At 60.0% G+C, this 16,180-nt stretch carries 13 protein-coding genes; 4 read left to right on the top strand and 9 right to left on the bottom strand.

Annotated features, from left to right (window positions below; all coding sequences use genetic code 11):
- Both IB244_RS16780 and IB244_RS16775 read left to right on the top strand, forming a co-directional pair.
- On the top strand, positions 1–1,290 hold the full coding sequence (locus IB244_RS16780; RefSeq protein ID WP_026371766.1) for a DNA polymerase IV: 1,290 nt from the start codon (positions 1–3) through the stop codon (positions 1,288–1,290).
- A gap of 94 nt (positions 1,291–1,384) precedes the next feature.
- Positions 1,385–2,620: a L,D-transpeptidase family protein gene (locus IB244_RS16775; protein ID WP_018857034.1), complete on the top strand. Its 1,236-nt coding sequence runs from the start codon at positions 1,385–1,387 to the stop codon at positions 2,618–2,620.
- Between the two features lie 2 nt (positions 2,621–2,622).
- On the opposite strand, the gene dnaE is transcribed toward IB244_RS16775, so the two are convergent.
- On the bottom strand, positions 2,623–6,123 hold the full coding sequence (gene dnaE / locus IB244_RS16770) for a DNA polymerase III subunit alpha (RefSeq protein ID WP_169681808.1): 3,501 nt from the start codon (positions 6,121–6,123) through the stop codon (positions 2,623–2,625).
- Positions 6,124–6,426: 303 nt separating this feature from the next.
- Here dnaE and IB244_RS16765 point away from each other — a divergent pair, with 303 nt between their 5' ends.
- A complete protein-coding gene (locus tag IB244_RS16765) occupies positions 6,427–7,011 on the top strand; it encodes a hypothetical protein (protein WP_113470093.1) in 585 nt (194 codons plus the stop codon).
- Positions 7,012–7,079: 68 nt separating this feature from the next.
- Positions 7,080–7,544 carry a DUF5680 domain-containing protein gene (locus tag IB244_RS16760; protein ID WP_018857038.1) on the top strand — a complete coding sequence of 155 codons (465 nt, stop codon included), beginning with the start codon at positions 7,080–7,082 and terminating at the stop codon, positions 7,542–7,544.
- Here the strand turns inward: IB244_RS16760 and IB244_RS16755 are convergent, their stop codons facing one another.
- The 8 genes from IB244_RS16755 to nuoN all read right to left on the bottom strand — a co-directional run bounded on the left by IB244_RS16755 (position 7,545) and on the right by nuoN (position 16,176).
- The gene (locus tag IB244_RS16755; RefSeq protein ID WP_018857039.1) at positions 7,545–8,228 is read right to left on the bottom strand and encodes an ABC transporter ATP-binding protein; all 684 of its coding nucleotides are present in this window, start codon (positions 8,226–8,228) and stop codon (positions 7,545–7,547) included. It abuts the gene before it with no gap.
- A gap of 14 nt (positions 8,229–8,242) precedes the next feature.
- Positions 8,243–9,550, bottom strand: coding sequence for a lipoprotein-releasing ABC transporter permease subunit (locus tag IB244_RS16750; protein ID WP_018857040.1), 1,308 nt, complete (start codon positions 9,548–9,550; stop codon positions 8,243–8,245).
- Positions 9,551–9,566: 16 nt separating this feature from the next.
- Positions 9,567–10,889 (bottom strand): proline--tRNA ligase, encoded by a 1,323-nt coding sequence (proS, locus tag IB244_RS16745; protein WP_018857041.1) that lies wholly within the window; start codon positions 10,887–10,889, stop codon positions 9,567–9,569.
- A gap of 575 nt (positions 10,890–11,464) precedes the next feature.
- Positions 11,465–11,746: a DUF1467 family protein gene (locus tag IB244_RS16740; protein ID WP_018857042.1), complete on the bottom strand. Its 282-nt coding sequence runs from the start codon at positions 11,744–11,746 to the stop codon at positions 11,465–11,467.
- Between the two features lie 124 nt (positions 11,747–11,870).
- A complete protein-coding gene (mce, locus tag IB244_RS16735; protein ID WP_018857043.1) occupies positions 11,871–12,275 on the bottom strand; it encodes a methylmalonyl-CoA epimerase in 405 nt (134 codons plus the stop codon).
- 3 nt (positions 12,276–12,278) lie between these two features.
- The gene (locus IB244_RS16730) at positions 12,279–13,949 is read right to left on the bottom strand and encodes a ribonuclease J (protein WP_018857044.1); all 1,671 of its coding nucleotides are present in this window, start codon (positions 13,947–13,949) and stop codon (positions 12,279–12,281) included.
- 17 nt (positions 13,950–13,966) lie between these two features.
- Positions 13,967–14,731, bottom strand: a complete 765-nt coding sequence (locus tag IB244_RS16725; RefSeq protein ID WP_192304841.1) for a biotin--[acetyl-CoA-carboxylase] ligase — start codon at positions 14,729–14,731, stop codon at positions 13,967–13,969.
- Entirely contained in the window at positions 14,731–16,176 is a 1,446-nt protein-coding gene (gene nuoN / locus IB244_RS16720; RefSeq protein WP_018857046.1) for an NADH-quinone oxidoreductase subunit NuoN, read from the bottom strand. Before nuoN ends, IB244_RS16725 begins: the two co-directional genes overlap by 1 nt.
- Positions 16,177–16,180: the final 4 nt, after the last annotated feature.

Genomic DNA, 16,180 nt, shown 5'->3' with positions numbered 1-16,180 from the left:
ATGACACTTGCCTACGCCAAGACACCCGGCTTCTGTCGCGACTGCCTTGCCGAGCAGAAGGCCGAAACGTGCCGTTGTGTGGCGTGCGGCAGCCCCCGGCTTGTGCGACACAAGGAGCTGTACGAACTGACGCTGGCGCATATCGATTGCGACGCCTTCTATGCAGCGATCGAGAAGCGTGACAATCCAGAACTCGCCGATAAGCCCGTCATCATCGGCGGCGGCAAACGCGGGGTGGTCTCGACCGCATGTTACATTGCGCGTATCCACGGCGTTCGTTCTGCAATGCCGATGTTCAAGGCTCTTGAGGCCTGCCCCCAGGCAGTCGTCATCCGACCCGACATGGAAAAGTACGTGAAGGTCGGACGCGAAGTCCGCACCTTGATGCAGGAACTGACCCCGCTCGTTCAGCCGCTTTCGATCGACGAGGCGTTTCTGGAACTCGGCGGCACCGAGCGGCTGCATCACGATCCGCCGGCGCGCACGCTTGCCAAGTTCGTCCAGCGCATCGAGAAGGAGATCGGCATAACCATCTCCGTTGGGCTCTCCTACTGCAAGTTTCTCGCCAAGGTCGCGTCCGACCTTCAGAAACCTCGCGGCTTCTCGGTCATTGGCCGCGAGGAAGCAGTTTTTTTCCTGGCACCGCGGCCGGTGACGACGATCTGGGGCGTCGGCAAGGCGTTTGCAGCCACGCTGGAGGCCGACGGCATCCGGACGATTGGCCAGTTGCAGACGATGGAGGAAAACGACCTGATGCGCCGATATGGCAGCATGGGGCAGCGGCTGGCGCGTCTTTCCCGCGGCATCGACGACCGCGAAGTGCATCTGAACGACGCGGCGAAGAGCGTCTCGTCCGAAACGACTTTCTTCGACGATATATCCCGCCATGACGAGCTTGTTCCGATCCTCCGCAGTCTTTCCGAAAAGGTCTCCTGGCGGCTGAAGAAAGATGATATCGCCGGCCAGACCGTGGTTCTCAAAATGAAGACGGCGGACTTCAAGCTGCGCACCCGCAATCGCAAACTTGAAGACCCGACCCGGCTTGCCGACCGGATATTCCGTACCGGGCTGGACCTGCTGGAGAAGGAAACGGACGGCACGAAGTTTCGCCTCATCGGGATCGGCGTCACCGACCTTTGCGACCCCGCGCGCGCAGATCCGCCCGACCTTATCGATGAGCAATCGGGTCGTAGGGCCGCAGCCGAAGCGGCAATGGACAAGTTGCGCGACAAGTTCGGCAAAGGCACCGTCCAGACCGGATATACGTTTGGCGGCAAGCGCGATCACTAATACGTGAGGCTGCCTCAGGGTTCCTTATATCAAGTTTTCCTTAAGCTTCACCGACTAGGCTTCGGCTTCAAGTATTGCGTATCGGTTGAGTCATATGTTGTCGCGTCTCGTTTTTGGCCTCGGCTTGCTGTCGGCCACCGCGCTCGTGCATCCCGCTCTCGCGGCGGATGCACGCACGCTGCAGATCTTCGTATCGAAGGATGCGCAGTCGCTTACGCTCTACGACGGCACAGAGGTCGTGGCGACCTCGAAGGTTTCGACGGGGAAGCCGGGCCATACGACGCCGAGCGGCATCTTTTCCGTCATCGAGAAGCAGAGATATCACGAATCCAATATCTATTCGGCTGCGCCGATGCCGTTCATGCAGCGGCTGACCTGGTCTGGCATCGCGCTTCACGAGTCGCATTCCGTGCCGCGCTACCCAGCATCGCATGGCTGCGTCCGAATGCCGGCAGCCTTCGCCAAGCAGCTCTACAAGATGACGGCAATGGGCGTTCCGGTTGTCATTACCGACGCGGAAGTAACGCCGGAACCGATCGATCACCCGACGCTCTTCCGGCCGGATATGCCGGAGCCGCCAGCACTGCTTTCCGACGCTTCGCTGAGGCCGACGATCGGGCAGGCTCCCGTTCAGGTCGCCATGAACGACGTCGCGCCACCGCCTGCACAAATGCCGGCAGCGAGCGCTCCCGCAAACGACACACCGATCCGTATTCTCATTACGCGCCGCAGTCTGCGCGAGGAGATCATCGACCTTCAGACATATCTCAACGAGCTCGGATTTGCCGCGGGTGAACCGGATGGCCTCCTCGGGTCGGCAACGCTTCAGGCAATCAGTGATTTCAAGTTGCAGCATCCAGTCGAGCCGACCAACGACAAGTCACCGGCAAGTGACGCGCTCATTAAGGCGGTCTATGCCGCGGCGGGCAAGGGAGCGCCGCCGAACGGCGTCATCATGGTTCGCCAAGGCTTCCAGCCGGTTCTTGAAGCGCCGATCTCGATCGAGAACCCGGGCCTTGCCCTCGGTACGCATTTCTTCTCTGTCCACAACGTCGATTTCGAAACCGGCTCGGCGGACTGGATGGGAGCGACGCTTCCCAACACACTCGCCCGCGCGATCATGAACCGGCTCGGCATTAGCAGCCTGGAAAGCTCGATCATATCAGGCACGCCGATCGCCAATGCGCTGAGCCGTATCGATATTCCTGAGGAGGCGCGGCGGAAGATCGACGCCATGCTGACCACCGGCTCGACGTTGACAATCTCAGACACCGGCCTCGGACCGGAGACCGGCGAAGGAACCGACTTCATCACCCTTACAAGAGGTTGACGTCAGACCAGCTCGACGTCGATGACGCCGGGCGCTGCGCGCAGTGCGGCAGCAATCTCCGGCGTGATACGATATTTCTGCGGAAGCTCGACTTCCACCTCGCGCTTGCCTTCCTCCTTGATCACGATGAAGGAGACAAGGCCATCGCCCTTGGCATTGAGGTGTGCCGCGACGGCACGAAGCGGCCCGGAATCGCGCACGTAGACGCGCAGGGCCTTCTGCATCTGCAGCGATTTCTCTTCCAGCGACTGAATGGTCTGCAGGCGAAGGCCGATGCCTTCCGGCCGCTCTTCCCCTGTCGCCGTGATAACGAAGGACTTTCCGGACTCCAGCACGTCGCGATACTGGTTCAACATCTCGGAGAACAGAACGGCTTCGAACTGACCCGAGGAGTCGGAGAACACGATGATACCCATCTTGTTGCCGGTCCTGGTCTTGCGCTCCTGCTTGGAAATGACGGTGCCCGCAAGGCGGCCGTTGCTCGCGCCCTGCTTCACGGCCGCCGAAAACTCGGCGAAGGTCTGCACGCGCATCTTCTGCAGAATGCTCTGGTAGCTATCGAGCGGATGCGCGGTCAGGTAGAAGCCTAGGACCTGGAATTCCTTGAGCAGCTTTTCCGAGGCCAGCCACGGCGAAAACGGCGGCAGCGAGATTCTCTCTGGGCCGGATGAAAGAGCGCTGCCGAAGATATCCGACTGGCCGCTCAGCTTGTTTTCCTGCGCACGCTGGGCGTAGCCCATGATGCGGTCGAGCCCGCCCGCCAGTTGCGCGCGGTCGAGCCCGAAACAATCGAAAGCACCGGCGAAGATCAGGCTTTCCAGCACGCGGCGGTTCACCTGTCGCGGATCAATGCGCAGGCAGAAATCCTCAAGGCTCGCGAATGGAGTGCCACCGCGGACCTCCACGATATGATCGACAGCCGATTCGCCGACCCCCTTCAGCGCCGCCAGCGCGTAGTAGATCCTGTTGTCGCCGGTCTCGAAATGGCGGAACGAGGTCTGTACCGAAGGAGGGATTACCTCGATGTCGAGACGCTTGGCGTCCTGCCGGAAGTCGTTGACCTTTTCGGTGTTCGACATATCGAGCGTCATCGACGCGGCGAGGAACTCGACCGGATAATGCGCCTTCATATAGGCGGTCTGGTAGGAAACGATCGCGTAAGCGGCGGCGTGAGACTTGTTGAAACCGTAGTTGGCGAACTTGGCGAGCAGGTCGAAGATCACATCGGCTTGCGGCTTCTTCACGCCGTTCTTGACGGCGCCATCGACGAAGCGCTCGCGCTGCTGGTCCATCTCCGCCTTGATCTTCTTACCCATGGCGCGACGCAGAAGGTCGGCTTCACCGAGCGAGTAGCCCGACAGGACCTGGGCGATCTGCATCACCTGCTCCTGGTAGACGATAACCCCCTGCGTTTCCTTCAGCAGGTAGTCGATCGTCGGATGGATCGACTCGATCTCTTCCTCGCCGTGCTTGCGGGCATTGTAGACCGGGATGTTTTCCATCGGGCCTGGGCGATAAAGCGCCACGAGTGCGATGATGTCCTCGATGCAGTCCGGCTTCATGCCGATCAGCGCCTTGCGCATGCCCGCACTTTCAACCTGGAACACGCCAACCGTTTCGCCGCGCGAGAGCATCTCGTAGGTCAGCTTATCGTCCAGCGGGATCGAGGCAAGATCGACCTTGATGCCACGCTTGGCGACGAAATCGACGGCGACCTTCAACGTGGTCAGCGTCTTCAGCCCGAGGAAGTCGAACTTGACGAGGCCGGCCTGCTCGACCCACTTCATGTTGAACTGGGTGACAGGCATGTCGGAACGCGGATCGCGGTACATCGGCACCAGCTTCGACAGCGGGCGGTCGCCGATGACGATACCGGCAGCGTGGGTCGATGCGTGGCGGTAGAGACCTTCAATCTTCTGGGCGATATCGAGCAGGCGGGCGACGACCGGCTCCTTGTCGGCCTCCTCCTGCAGCTTCGGCTCTTCCTCGATCGCCTTCGACAGCGGCGTCGGGTTGGCCGGATTGTTCGGCACCAGCTTACAGATCTTGTCGACCTGACCGTAGGGCATCTCCAGCACACGGCCGACGTCGCGCAGCGCCGCGCGGGCCTGCAGCGAACCGAAGGTGATGATCTGCGCGACCTGTTCGCGGCCGTACTTGCGCTGCACATAACGGATCACCTCTTCGCGGCGGTCCTGGCAGAAGTCGATATCGAAGTCGGGCATCGAGACGCGTTCCGGGTTGAGGAAGCGTTCGAAGAGCAGCGAGAAGCGCAAGGGATCAACGTCAGTGATCGTCAGCGCGTAGGCAACGAGAGAGCCTGCACCGGAGCCGCGGCCCGGGCCGACGGGGATGTCATGCTGTTTTGCCCATTTGATAAAGTCCGAAACGATGAGGAAGTAACCCGGGAATTTCATGCGCTCGATGACGCTCAGCTCGAATTCCAGGCGCTCGCGGTAATCCTTCTCCTCATAGCCGGGCGACATGCCGAGAGTGGCAAGGCGCTTATCCAGCCCCTCCTCCGCCTGCCGGCGCAGTTCGAGTGCCTCTTCGCGTTCCGCCTCCTCGGGATCGGCGGTGGCGCCGGTGAAACGCGGCAGGATCGGCTTGCGCGTCTTCAGGATGAACGAGCAGCGCCGCGCGATCTCGATGGTGTTTTCCAGCGCCTCCGGCAGATCCGCAAACAGCTTCGCCATTTCGGCGCGGCTTTTCAGGTAGTGATCAGGCGTCAGGCGAAACCGGGTATCATCCGAAACGATGGCGTTGTGGGCGACGGCCATCAGGGCGTCATGCGCATCATAGTCGTCACGGGTCGGGAAAAAGGCTTCGTTGGTGGCGACCAACGGCAGGTCGTGCTCATAGGCAAGGCCGACGAGCTTCTGCTCATGACGCTTGTCGTAAGTGCCGTGCCGCTGCAACTCAACATAGAGCCGGTTACCGAAATGGCGCTTCAGCAGCAGGAGGCGTGCTTCCGCCTGGGCGGCATGCCCATCCTTCAGCGCCACGTCGACCGGCCCCGTCAGGGCGCCGGTCAAAGCGATCAGGCCGTCGGTGCCGATCTCGTCGAGCCAGGAGGCACGAATGTGGATCGATTGACCGTTGCCCTCGCCGCCGAGATAGGCGCGGCTGACAAGGTCCACCAGCCGCTCGTAGCCGGCGTCGGTGGCCGCAAGGAGCACCAGCGACGGCAGCTTGGCGAGCGCCTGCTGGCCGCCGCGCCGTTCCGTCTCCAGTCCATCCTCCATGTCGATCGAGACCTGGCAGCCGATGATCGGCTGAAGGCCCTCGTCCATCGCCTTCTGTGAGAATTCGAGGGCGACGAACAGGTTGTTGGTGTCGGTGATCGCTATGGCCGGCTGGCTGTCGCCCGACGCCTTGTAGAGGATCTTCTTAAGCGGCAGCGCACCTTCAAGGAGCGAATAGGCCGAGTGGACCCGAAGGTGAACGAAGCCCGGCGTACCACCGATGAAACCGCCTTCCGCGTCTTTCTCCGCACCCGCCATGACATGCCTTCCGATCACCTGAATCAATCAGGTCTATTCTCAGCATTGAGGGGTTGATGTCCAGACAAGGGCTGCGCTCGGACCGCATGGCAGCCATGCGGTCCCCGGAATTCTTACATTGCCATGCAGATAAGCGAGAAGCTGGCAACGAACATTGCGATGGAGGTGAATGCTGCGATATCACGGATCAAGTCAGTCATTTGGCTCTCCTGTTCTCTTATGTTTTCAATTTGTTCCGCTATTGTTCTATTGTCAACAGGATTCTTTTCCGTTTTGCTGACCGCATGGCGATGGGAGAAAAGCATGTTTAAGTTTGTATTAATTGCTGGATTGGCTCTATCGGCGGCGTTTACCGCTCGAGCCGAGCAAATCGATCCCACGCGGATCGTCGACGCGGCGACGGGGGATTGGGATGGCGATGGGCGTGCGGACCTCGCGCTGCTGGTTGCTCCCGAGGAGGGCGCCAACTATGATCAAATCGGCATCTACCTCTATCTTCGTGACAGCGACCACGAACTTCTGCGGCTTTCGCTGGCCGCACCAAACAAGATCTGGGGCAGCACCAATGCGGACGGCGTCTTCGGACAGGAACCGTCGTTGAAGGCCGTCGGCAAATCCTCCATCGCCGTACACTCACAGAACAGCGCGATCGGGCGCGATCGCTGGGACCAGACGCTGACGGTGGCCTATCGGAACAAGCAGTTCGTCGTTGCCGGCTATACCTACAACCACTACGACACGCTCGACCCCAATGCCGCCGGCTCCTGCGACTACAATGCACTGACCGGCAAGCTGCAGAAGGATGGCAAGGATGTCAAAGCCGAGCCACGTGTCCTCCCGATCGCTGAGTGGAACGACGACACTGGACAAACGATCTGCGGACCGTGAGGCTTGTTCTTATTTTGTTCTTTACATTTAATAGCGTTGTTGAGACGCTGTCGAGCGGAGGGAACGCCATGGATATTGTCGCATTGAACAGTTTCATCGTCGAGGCGAAGGCGAATACCTATGTCGGTGGCGGAAGCCCTGTGCCCGCCTGCCGGACAGGATCGCGCGACATCGGATATCAGCGCGGCGCCTGGCGCTATCTCGACAGCTATTTCGGCGGCGCAGATTTCGCCGGGCAAGAAGTGGTCTGGCTGGAGAGCGAACCGGTCTGGGCGATGAACTACTTCGGACGCATCGTCGAGCATTCGCTGATCGACGGAGAACGGGCGGGAACGGTGATCAAGGCTGCACTGTCAAAAATGTATGCCGAATATCGGCGCTTCCTCGGCGGCATGGAGTTCGAGCACGCCTTCGGTTACTATGCCGATCAAAGCATAGGGGACTGCAGCCATTTCAGCGGTCGCGAAGTGATCGTCGTGAACGAGCGCAGAGCCTACGAATTGGACTACCGTGGCGGTCTCATCCACCCCTAATCAGAAATCCACGACCTTGCCGTCGGCGATAGTCACGCGGCGGTCCATGCGCCCGGCGAGTTCGTGATTGTGGGTCGCGATCAGCGCCGCCAGGCCTGATTGACGCACCAGCGCTTCAAGCGCGTCAAAGACATAGCTTGCCGTTTCAGGATCAAGGTTGCCAGTCGGCTCGTCCGCCAGCAGCAGGCTTGGCGCATTCGCGACGGCACGCGCAATCGCCACACGCTGCTGCTCGCCACCGGAAAGCTCTCCGGGGCGATGCGCGCCGCGATGGCCTATGCGCATATAATCGAGCAGCTGGCCGGCTCGCTCCTTCGCTTCCTTACGCGGCAGCCCTGCGATCATCTGCGGCATCATGATATTCTCGATCGCAGAAAATTCCGGCAGCAGGTGGTGGAATTGATAGACGAAGCCGATTTCGCTGCGGCGAATCGCGGTGCGCTTATCGTCCGGCAAACCATCGCAGGCCTTTCCGTTGATGATCACCTCGCCGCCATCGGGGTGCTCAAGCAGGCCGGCAATATGTAGAAGCGTCGACTTGCCTGTGCCTGACGGCGCGACGAGGGCGACGATTTCGCCGCTGTTCAGCGTGAAGTCCGCACCCTTGAGGATCGAGAGCAGCGTCTCGCCCTGACCATAGTGGCGCTCGACACCGGAAAGCTTGAGAACGGTATTCCGCTTCATGAAGAGAGCATTCCTTATTCGTAGCGCAGGGCCTGCACGGGATCGAGCTTGGAGGCTCGCCATGCCGGGAAGATGGTGGCGAGGAAGGACAGGGTCAGCGCCATGATCACAACTGAAAGCGTCTCTCTCATACTCATTTCCGCAGGCAGCTGGCTGAGGAAGTAGAGTTGCGGGTCGAACAGCACCGTGCCGGAAACCCAAGAAAAGAACTCGCGGATTTTCTCGATATTGATACAGACAACGACACCAAGCAGGACACCGGCTATCGTTCCGACGACACCGATCGCCGCACCGGTCATGAAGAAGATGCGCATGATCGCGCCAGAGCTCGCGCCCATCGTGCGCAGGATCGCGATATCGCTGCCCTTGTCCTTCACCAGCATGATGAGGCCGGAAATGATGTTCAGCGCCGCAACGAGGACGATGAGCGTCAGGATCATGAACATCACGTTCCGTTCAACCTCGAGCGCCGAGAAGAAGGTCTGGTTGCGTTGGCGCCAGTCGGTAATCGCAATTTGCCGACCGGCTGCGGCCTCGACCTTCGGCCGCATATTGTCAATGTCGTCGGGATTGTCGACGAAAAGCTCGATGGATTGAACCAGGCCCTCGGCATTGAAATAGAGCTGCGCTTCCTCAAGCGGCATGTAGATGATCGTCGCGTCGTATTCCGACATGCCGATCTCGAAAATGCCGGAGACCTTGTAGGACTTCACCCGCGGATTGACGCCCATCGGTGTGACGTCACCTTCCGGTGATATCAGCGTAATGTTGTCGCCTGCCTGGAGGCCGAGTTGGGCAGCCATGCCCGAACCGATCAACACGCCCTGCCCGGCGGCAAAACCGACCAGATCACCGGACTTGATATTACCGGAGACGGTCTTCACCTTTTCCAGGTCTTCAGGTCGGATGCCGCGTACCAGCGCGCCCGTGCCCGCACCGCCCTGACCTGAGGCCAATGTCTGGCCCTCGACCAGCGGCAGCGCAAGCTTAATGCCCGGCACGCCGGCAAGCTTGTCGGTCAACGCCGGATAGTCCGTGAACGGAGTATCGACGGGCTGAACGATCATGTGACCGTTGATGCCCAGAATGCGGGAGATCAGCTCCGTACGGAAGCCGTTCATGACAGCCATGACGATGATCAGCGTCGCAACGCCGAGCATGATGCCGATGAAGGAGAAACCGGCGATCACCGAAATGAACGCCTCCTTGCGGCGGGCGCGCAGATAGCGCCACGCCACAAGCCGTTCGAAGGCGGAAAATGGCCGGCTGGCCGGCGCCGAGCCGGATTTAGAACCCTGCTGGCTCACCGCTACATCTGCCATCCTGCCTCCCGCCTTCTTAGCCCAAGAGCTTGTTGATCGCCGCGTCGATGGTCATCGTTTCGCGGGCGCCCGTTTTGCGGTCCTTCACTTCGACTTCGCCGCTCGCGACCGCACGCGGGCCGGCGATGATCTGCAGCGGAACACCGATCAGGTCGGCGGTCGCAAATTTCGTTCCGGCGCGATCGTCCGTATCATCGTAGAGGACGTCCTTGCCGGCATTCGAGAGCGCCGCATAGATCTTCTCGCAGGCTGCATCGCACGCCGCATCACCGGCCTTCATGTTGATCACGACCGCATCGAACGGCGCTACCGACGCCGGCCAGATGATTCCGTTCTCATCATGCGATGCTTCGATGATGGCGGGAACAAGGCGGGTCGGGCCAATCCCGTAGGAACCCATGTGGACCGTATGTTCCTTGCCATCAGGCCCTTGCACTTTCGCGCCCATCGGCTCGGAATACTTCGTGCCGAAGTAGAAGATATGACCCACTTCAATGCCGCGCGCAGAGAGACGCTCGCCTTCCGGAACGGCGTTGAACGCCGCTTCGTCGTGCATCTCCGATGTGGCGGCATAAAGCGACGTCCACTTGTCGAAAACAGCCTTCAGGCCCTCGACGCTGTCGAAGTCGGTGCCTTCAGCCGGGATATCGAAGTTCACGAAGTCCTTGTGGCAGAACACTTCGGATTCGCCGGTGTCGGCCAGGATGATGAATTCGTGGCTGAGATTGCCACCGATCGGACCAGTGTCTGCACGCATCGGGATCGCACGCAGGCCGAGGCGATCGAACGTCCGCAGATAGGCGGTGAACATCTTGTTGTAGGAATGCTCCGCACCTTCGCGAGTCAGATCGAAGGAATAGGCGTCCTTCATCATGAATTCACGCGAGCGCATGGTACCGAAGCGCGGGCGGATCTCGTCGCGGAACTTCAGCTGGATGTGATACAGGTTGAGCGGCAGGCTCTTGTAGGACTTCACGTAGGACCGGAAGATATCCGTGACCATTTCCTCGTTCGTCGGGCCGTACAGCATCGGGCGATCCTGGCGGTCCGTGATGCGCAGCATCTCCTTGCCATAGGCGTCGTAGCGACCGCTTTCCTGCCAGAGCTCGGCGGACTGCAGCGTCGGCATCGACAGTTCGATCGCGCCGGCGCGATTCTGCTCCTCGCGGATGATGTTGTTGACCTTGTCGAGAACGCGCTTGCCGAGGGGCAGCCAGGAATAGATGCCCTGCGACTGCTGCCGGATCATGCCGGCGCGCAGCATCAGCCGATGAGAGACGATTTCCGCCTCCTTGGGATTTTCCTTAAGGATGGGCATGAAATAGCGAGACAGGCGCATGGCGAATTCCAGAACTGTTGAGACACCGCATGTCGCGGAATCGAAGGCGGATCACAAATATTGGCAGCGTTCATAGCTGCTTCGCGAAAGGAAAGAAACCCGCCGCGGGCTGAAGCGGTCTGCCGTTAAAGCAAGTTCGCACCCGCAAAGCAGACAAAGTAAGAAAAAGGCGAAATTATAATGGTTTGTACGATATTCTTATGAACAGAAAAAATTTGCTGGAGTGTAGCAAAAATGCAAAAAAACCTGATGACAAAGCCCATTCTTTGAGCTAGCTTTAGCCCACAAAACAGGCAGGGAGCTAAATTCCTGCCGATTTCGCGGTCAAGTCTTGGGAGGATCAGATCTTAGGCGCGCTCGTCGCAGCCCCGGCAACGGATAAGGATCACGCGATACTTAAAACAAGGCTTTCAGCCTTGTTTTTTTTTGGCTTTTCTCAACCACGTTCTGCCATCCGAGCCCCTCGCTGCCGTTGCGTGAGGCCTCGCCTGCCGTTACGGCAACTGCATGCCGCAACTTCATGACATGTGTGTGACAGCGAATATCTGTATCCGCCCAAAAACTGGGCAAACGCCCTAAACGTTTGAGAACGATGGGCCAATCTGCGGCAGGGCGTCGAAACCCCAACCGAAGTAATTCGAAGCGATATACCAGAGCCCGTAGATGACAGCCGAGATGATCGTCGTCATCGAAAAGACGAATACCGGCCGAAACCGGCTCGGGGCGCTGTGTACGGTCCCCAACACGATATCGTTATCTTCCGCTTGCGTGCGCAGGCCAATCGGCAGGACGGCAAAGAGCGTGATCCACCAGACGATAAAGTAGACGGCAAAGCCCTGTAGAAATATCTGCAGCATCGAATTGTCCCGCTAGGCTCTCTGCGACTGCGGTGCTTATAAGCCGAAATGTCCGTTAACTCAAAGCCGGTTCGGACCCCAATGACGGTTTTTGCCGCGTCTCGGTCACTCTGCCGCAGCCCGCTCAGACCTGCTCCAGCTCGATCAGGGTGCCGAAAAAATCCTTCGGATGCAGAAAGAGCACCGGCTTTCCATGGGCGCCGATCTTCGGCTCACCATTGCCGAGCACTCTTGCACCACCTTGCACCAGTTGGTCGCGAGCGGCGAGGATGTCGGCAACTTCGTAGCAGATATGGTGCATTCCTCCAGATGGGTTCTTCTCCAGGAAAGCAGCGATCGGCGAGTCCGCTCCCAGCGGCTCCAGCAGTTCGACCTTGGTATTCGGCAGCTCCACGAAGACGACTGTGACGCCGTGCTCCGGCAGAGCCTGCGGGGCAGAGACAGTTGCGCCGAGCGTGCCCCGGTAGGCGGCCGTTGCGGCCGCAAGGTCCGGAACGGCGATGGCGACATGGTTGACCCGGCCGAGCATGGGTCAGACCTTCGTAACAAAGACCGTGACCACAGGCTTTTTGCCCCAGGTCTGGTTTGCGGTTGCGCGGATCGCACGGCGGACCGACTCCTGCAGCAGGTCGAGATCCTTCCGGCGTGCCCGCGGTATGCTCTCGATGGCGCCGACAGCAGCGTCGTAAAGCGTATCTTCCATATCGTCGCCCTCGTCGTCGTAGACAGGCAGACCGATCGCAACAAGGTCCGGATCGCCGACGATATCGTAGCGGCTGTCGATCACGACGTTGACGGCAACGTGGCCGACATAGGAGAGCTTCTTGCGCTCGCCAATGCCCATCTCGTCGAAATCCCCGATGAGCGAGCCGTCCTTATAGATACGGCCGTGCGGCGCCTCGTCGATAACCTCGACTGGTCCTGGTGCCAGACGAAGAATGTCGCCGTTGCGCACGCGCGGCACGATCGGGATGCCGGATTGCTCCGCCAGTTCCTTGTGCGCCGTCAGGTGAGTCGCCTCGCCGTGCACCGGCACGACGATCTTCGGCCGCGTCAGCTCATACATCTTCTGCAGCTCGTTGCGGCGCGGATGTCCGGAAACGTGAACAAGGGCTTCGTTGTCGGTGATGACATGGACACCCTGCTCGATGAGGCCGTTCTTGATGTCCTGGATCGCCTTCTCGTTGCCCGGGATGGCGCGGGAGGAAAATACGACGATATCGCCTGCTGCAAGCGCCACGTTGCGCATCTCGTCACGCGACAGCTTCGCAAGGGCCGCGCGTGGCTCACCCTGGCTACCGGTCAGAATGACGACAACCTTGTCGCGTGGGACGTAACCGTATTCCTCCTCGGAAATGAACGGCTTGATGCCCTCCATCAGGCCGATATCGCGGGAAACGTCGACCACGCGCTTGAGCGAACTGCCAAGCAGTAGTACCTCGCGGCCCTCAGCCTCGGCCGCCTCGGCTACCGTTCGGATACGGCCGACGTTCGATGAGAACGTCGTCACCGCAACGCGGCCCTCGGCGTTCTCGATGATTTTGCGCAGGCTCTCGGAGACGTCCTTCTCGGATGGCGATACACCATCCCGCAGGGCATTCGTGGAATCGCACATCAACGCCAGAACGCCTTCATCGCCAAGCTGGCGAAAACGGGTCTCGTCCGTCAGCGGACCGAGCGACGGCTCATGGTCGATCTTCCAGTCGCCGGTATGGATCACATTGCCGAGTGGCGTGCGGATCACCAGCGACATCGGCTCGGGAATGGAGTGGTTGACCGCCACGCCTTCGACGCTGAAGGGGCCGGCATTGACGGTGTCGCCCGCCGTAAACAATGTCACCGGGATCTCCCCGATGGCCGACTTTTCAAAGTTGCGCTTCGCCTCGAGCAGGCCAGCCGTAAAGCTAGAGGCATAGACCGGCACATTGAGACCGGGCCATAGATCGGCGAGCGCGCCGTAGTGGTCCTCGTGCGCATGCGTGATGAAGATCGCCTTCAGGCTCTTGCGCTCGGTGGCGAGATAACGAATGTCCGGCAGCACAAGATCGACACCTGGCAGATCAAGCCCCGGGAAGGTAACGCCGCAGTCAACCATGATCCACTGGCGGTGGGTCGGTGGGCCGTAGCCGTAGAGGGCGAGATTCATTCCAATCTCGCCAACGCCACCCAACGGCAGAAATACCAATTCGTCCTGCTTCGCCATATTATTCTTTTTTCCAATCAACCAAAGAAGACGTCGCCGGCGGCAATCGTCATCATCCTGCCTGCGCCAATATCGAGCATCAACAGGCCATTATCATCAATTCCGGCGAAGTGGCCGGAAATCGACCGGTCCGGCAGGTTCACCGTTATCTTTTCGCCAATGCCGCAGGCGACCTGGCGCCAGCGTTCCGTGATTTCGCGCACACCGCGGCCCCGATCCCATGCTTCCAGGACTTCGGCCATCGATGCAAAAAGATGGGCGAAAACCTCTTCGGGGGAAGCAGAGCTCCCTTGCTCACGCAGGCAGGTCACCGGATAGAGCGGGTTGTCAGGCATGAATGCGACGTTGATACCGATGCCTATGACGAGCGCATGGCGTCCCTCCGACAGGGCTTCGCCTTCCACGAGAATGCCACAAGTCTTCTTGCGTCCGATCAGGATATCGTTCGGCCACTTCACTTCCAGCGGCTCGGCCGTATGCCGGAGCACACGGCGAACGGCCTGATGCACGGCGACGGCAATTGCCAACGGCAGCGAGCCGAGGCGCTCCATGGGCGCCGGATCGATGAGAAGAAGCGAGGCGTAGAGATTGCCCCGCTCTGAAACCCAGGGGCGTCCCCGGCGGCCACGGCCGCCGGTCTGTTTTTCCGCCGTGATCCAGAGGTGACCGCGGTCCCCTGCCCGCGCACGGGCAAGGCATTCACTGTTCGTGGACGACGTCTCCGGCAGAGCCTCGTGCCTGAAATCGTCGAGCGATATCCGGCGCCGTGCCTCGGAGTTCATCAAAAGAGTGTCGCAGCTGCAAGCTCGGCCGCACCGCCAATCGGACCGCCGATGATGACATAGGCGAGAACGAAGAGGCCGGAGAGACCAAAGACAAGACGGAGCGAGCCCGAAACGCGAGCGAACTCGCCCGTGGCTTCATCGAACCACATCAGCTTGATGACGCGCAGGTAGTAGTAAGCGCCGACAACCGATGCAAGAACGCCGATGATCGCAAGAGCGTAGAGCTTCGCCTCGATCGCAGCGACAAACACGAAGTACTTCGCGAAGAAGCCTGCGAGCGGAGGAATGCCTGCCAGCGAGAACATCAGGATGGTCAGTACCGTCGCCATGAACGGATTGGTGGTCGACAGGCCAGCCAAGTCGTTGACTTCCTCGACAACCGTGCCGTCCTTGCGGCGCATCGACATGATGATCGCAAAGCTGCCGAGCGTCATGACCATGTAGATGACCATGTACAGCATGACGCCCGAGACGCCGGTCTGATTGCCTGCAGCAAGGCCAACCAATGCGTAACCCATGTGACCGATCGACGAATAGGCCATCAGTCGCTTGATGTTCCGCTGACCGATTGCGGCGAAGGAGCCGAGCAGCATGGAAGCGATCGAAATGAAGACCACGACCTGCTGCCAGTCAGCCACGACCGGCTGGAAGGCAGTGATTACAATGCGGGTCAACATCGCCATTGCCGCGACCTTGGGAGCGCTGGCAAGGAAAGCGGTGACCGGGGTCGGAGCGCCTTCGTAAACGTCCGGCGTCCACATATGGAATGGAACAGCGGAGATCTTGAAGGCGATACCGGCCAGGATGAACACGAGGCCGAAGACGAGGCCAAGCGAACGAGCACCTTCGACAGTCAGGGCCTGAGCGATTGCAGCGAATTGCGTGTGACCGGTGAAGCCGTAGACCAGCGACATGCCGTAGAGCAGCATGCCCGAGGACAGCGCGCCGAGCACGAAGTACTTCAGGCCGGCTTCAGTGGACTTGACGCTGTCGCGGTTGATCGCAGCGACGACATAGATTGCCAGCGACTGCAGTTCGAGGCCGAGATAAAGCGAGATGAGATCGTTGGCCGAAATCATCAGCAGAATGCCCAGTGTGCAGAGCACGAGCAGCACCGGAAACTCGAACTTGTCGAGCTGATTTTCCTTGGCAAGCCCCAGCGACATGAAGAGCGCCGTAATCGATCCGACCAGCGCGGTGATCTTCATGAAGCGGCCGAAGCCGTCCGACAGGAAGACGCCGCCATAGGCAACGCCTTCGCTCGGAAGGAAGATCAGCCAGAGCGCAGCAGCGGCCAGCACGATTATCGCGAGAACGCTGACCATACGGCCGGAGCGCTCTCCCGAGAAGACGCCGATCATCAACAACGCGAGGGCGCCGACCGCGAGGATCAGCTCCGGTATGGAAAGATGCAGGCTTGCGAGAATAGTTTCAGAGGTCATGTCC

Source organism: Rhizobium sp. RHZ02 (assembly GCF_014851575.1).
GTDB classification, from domain to species: domain Bacteria; phylum Pseudomonadota; class Alphaproteobacteria; order Rhizobiales; family Rhizobiaceae; genus Rhizobium; species Rhizobium altiplani.
Note: the sequence above shows the minus strand (reverse complement) of the source record. Positions and strands in the feature narration are given on the sequence as shown.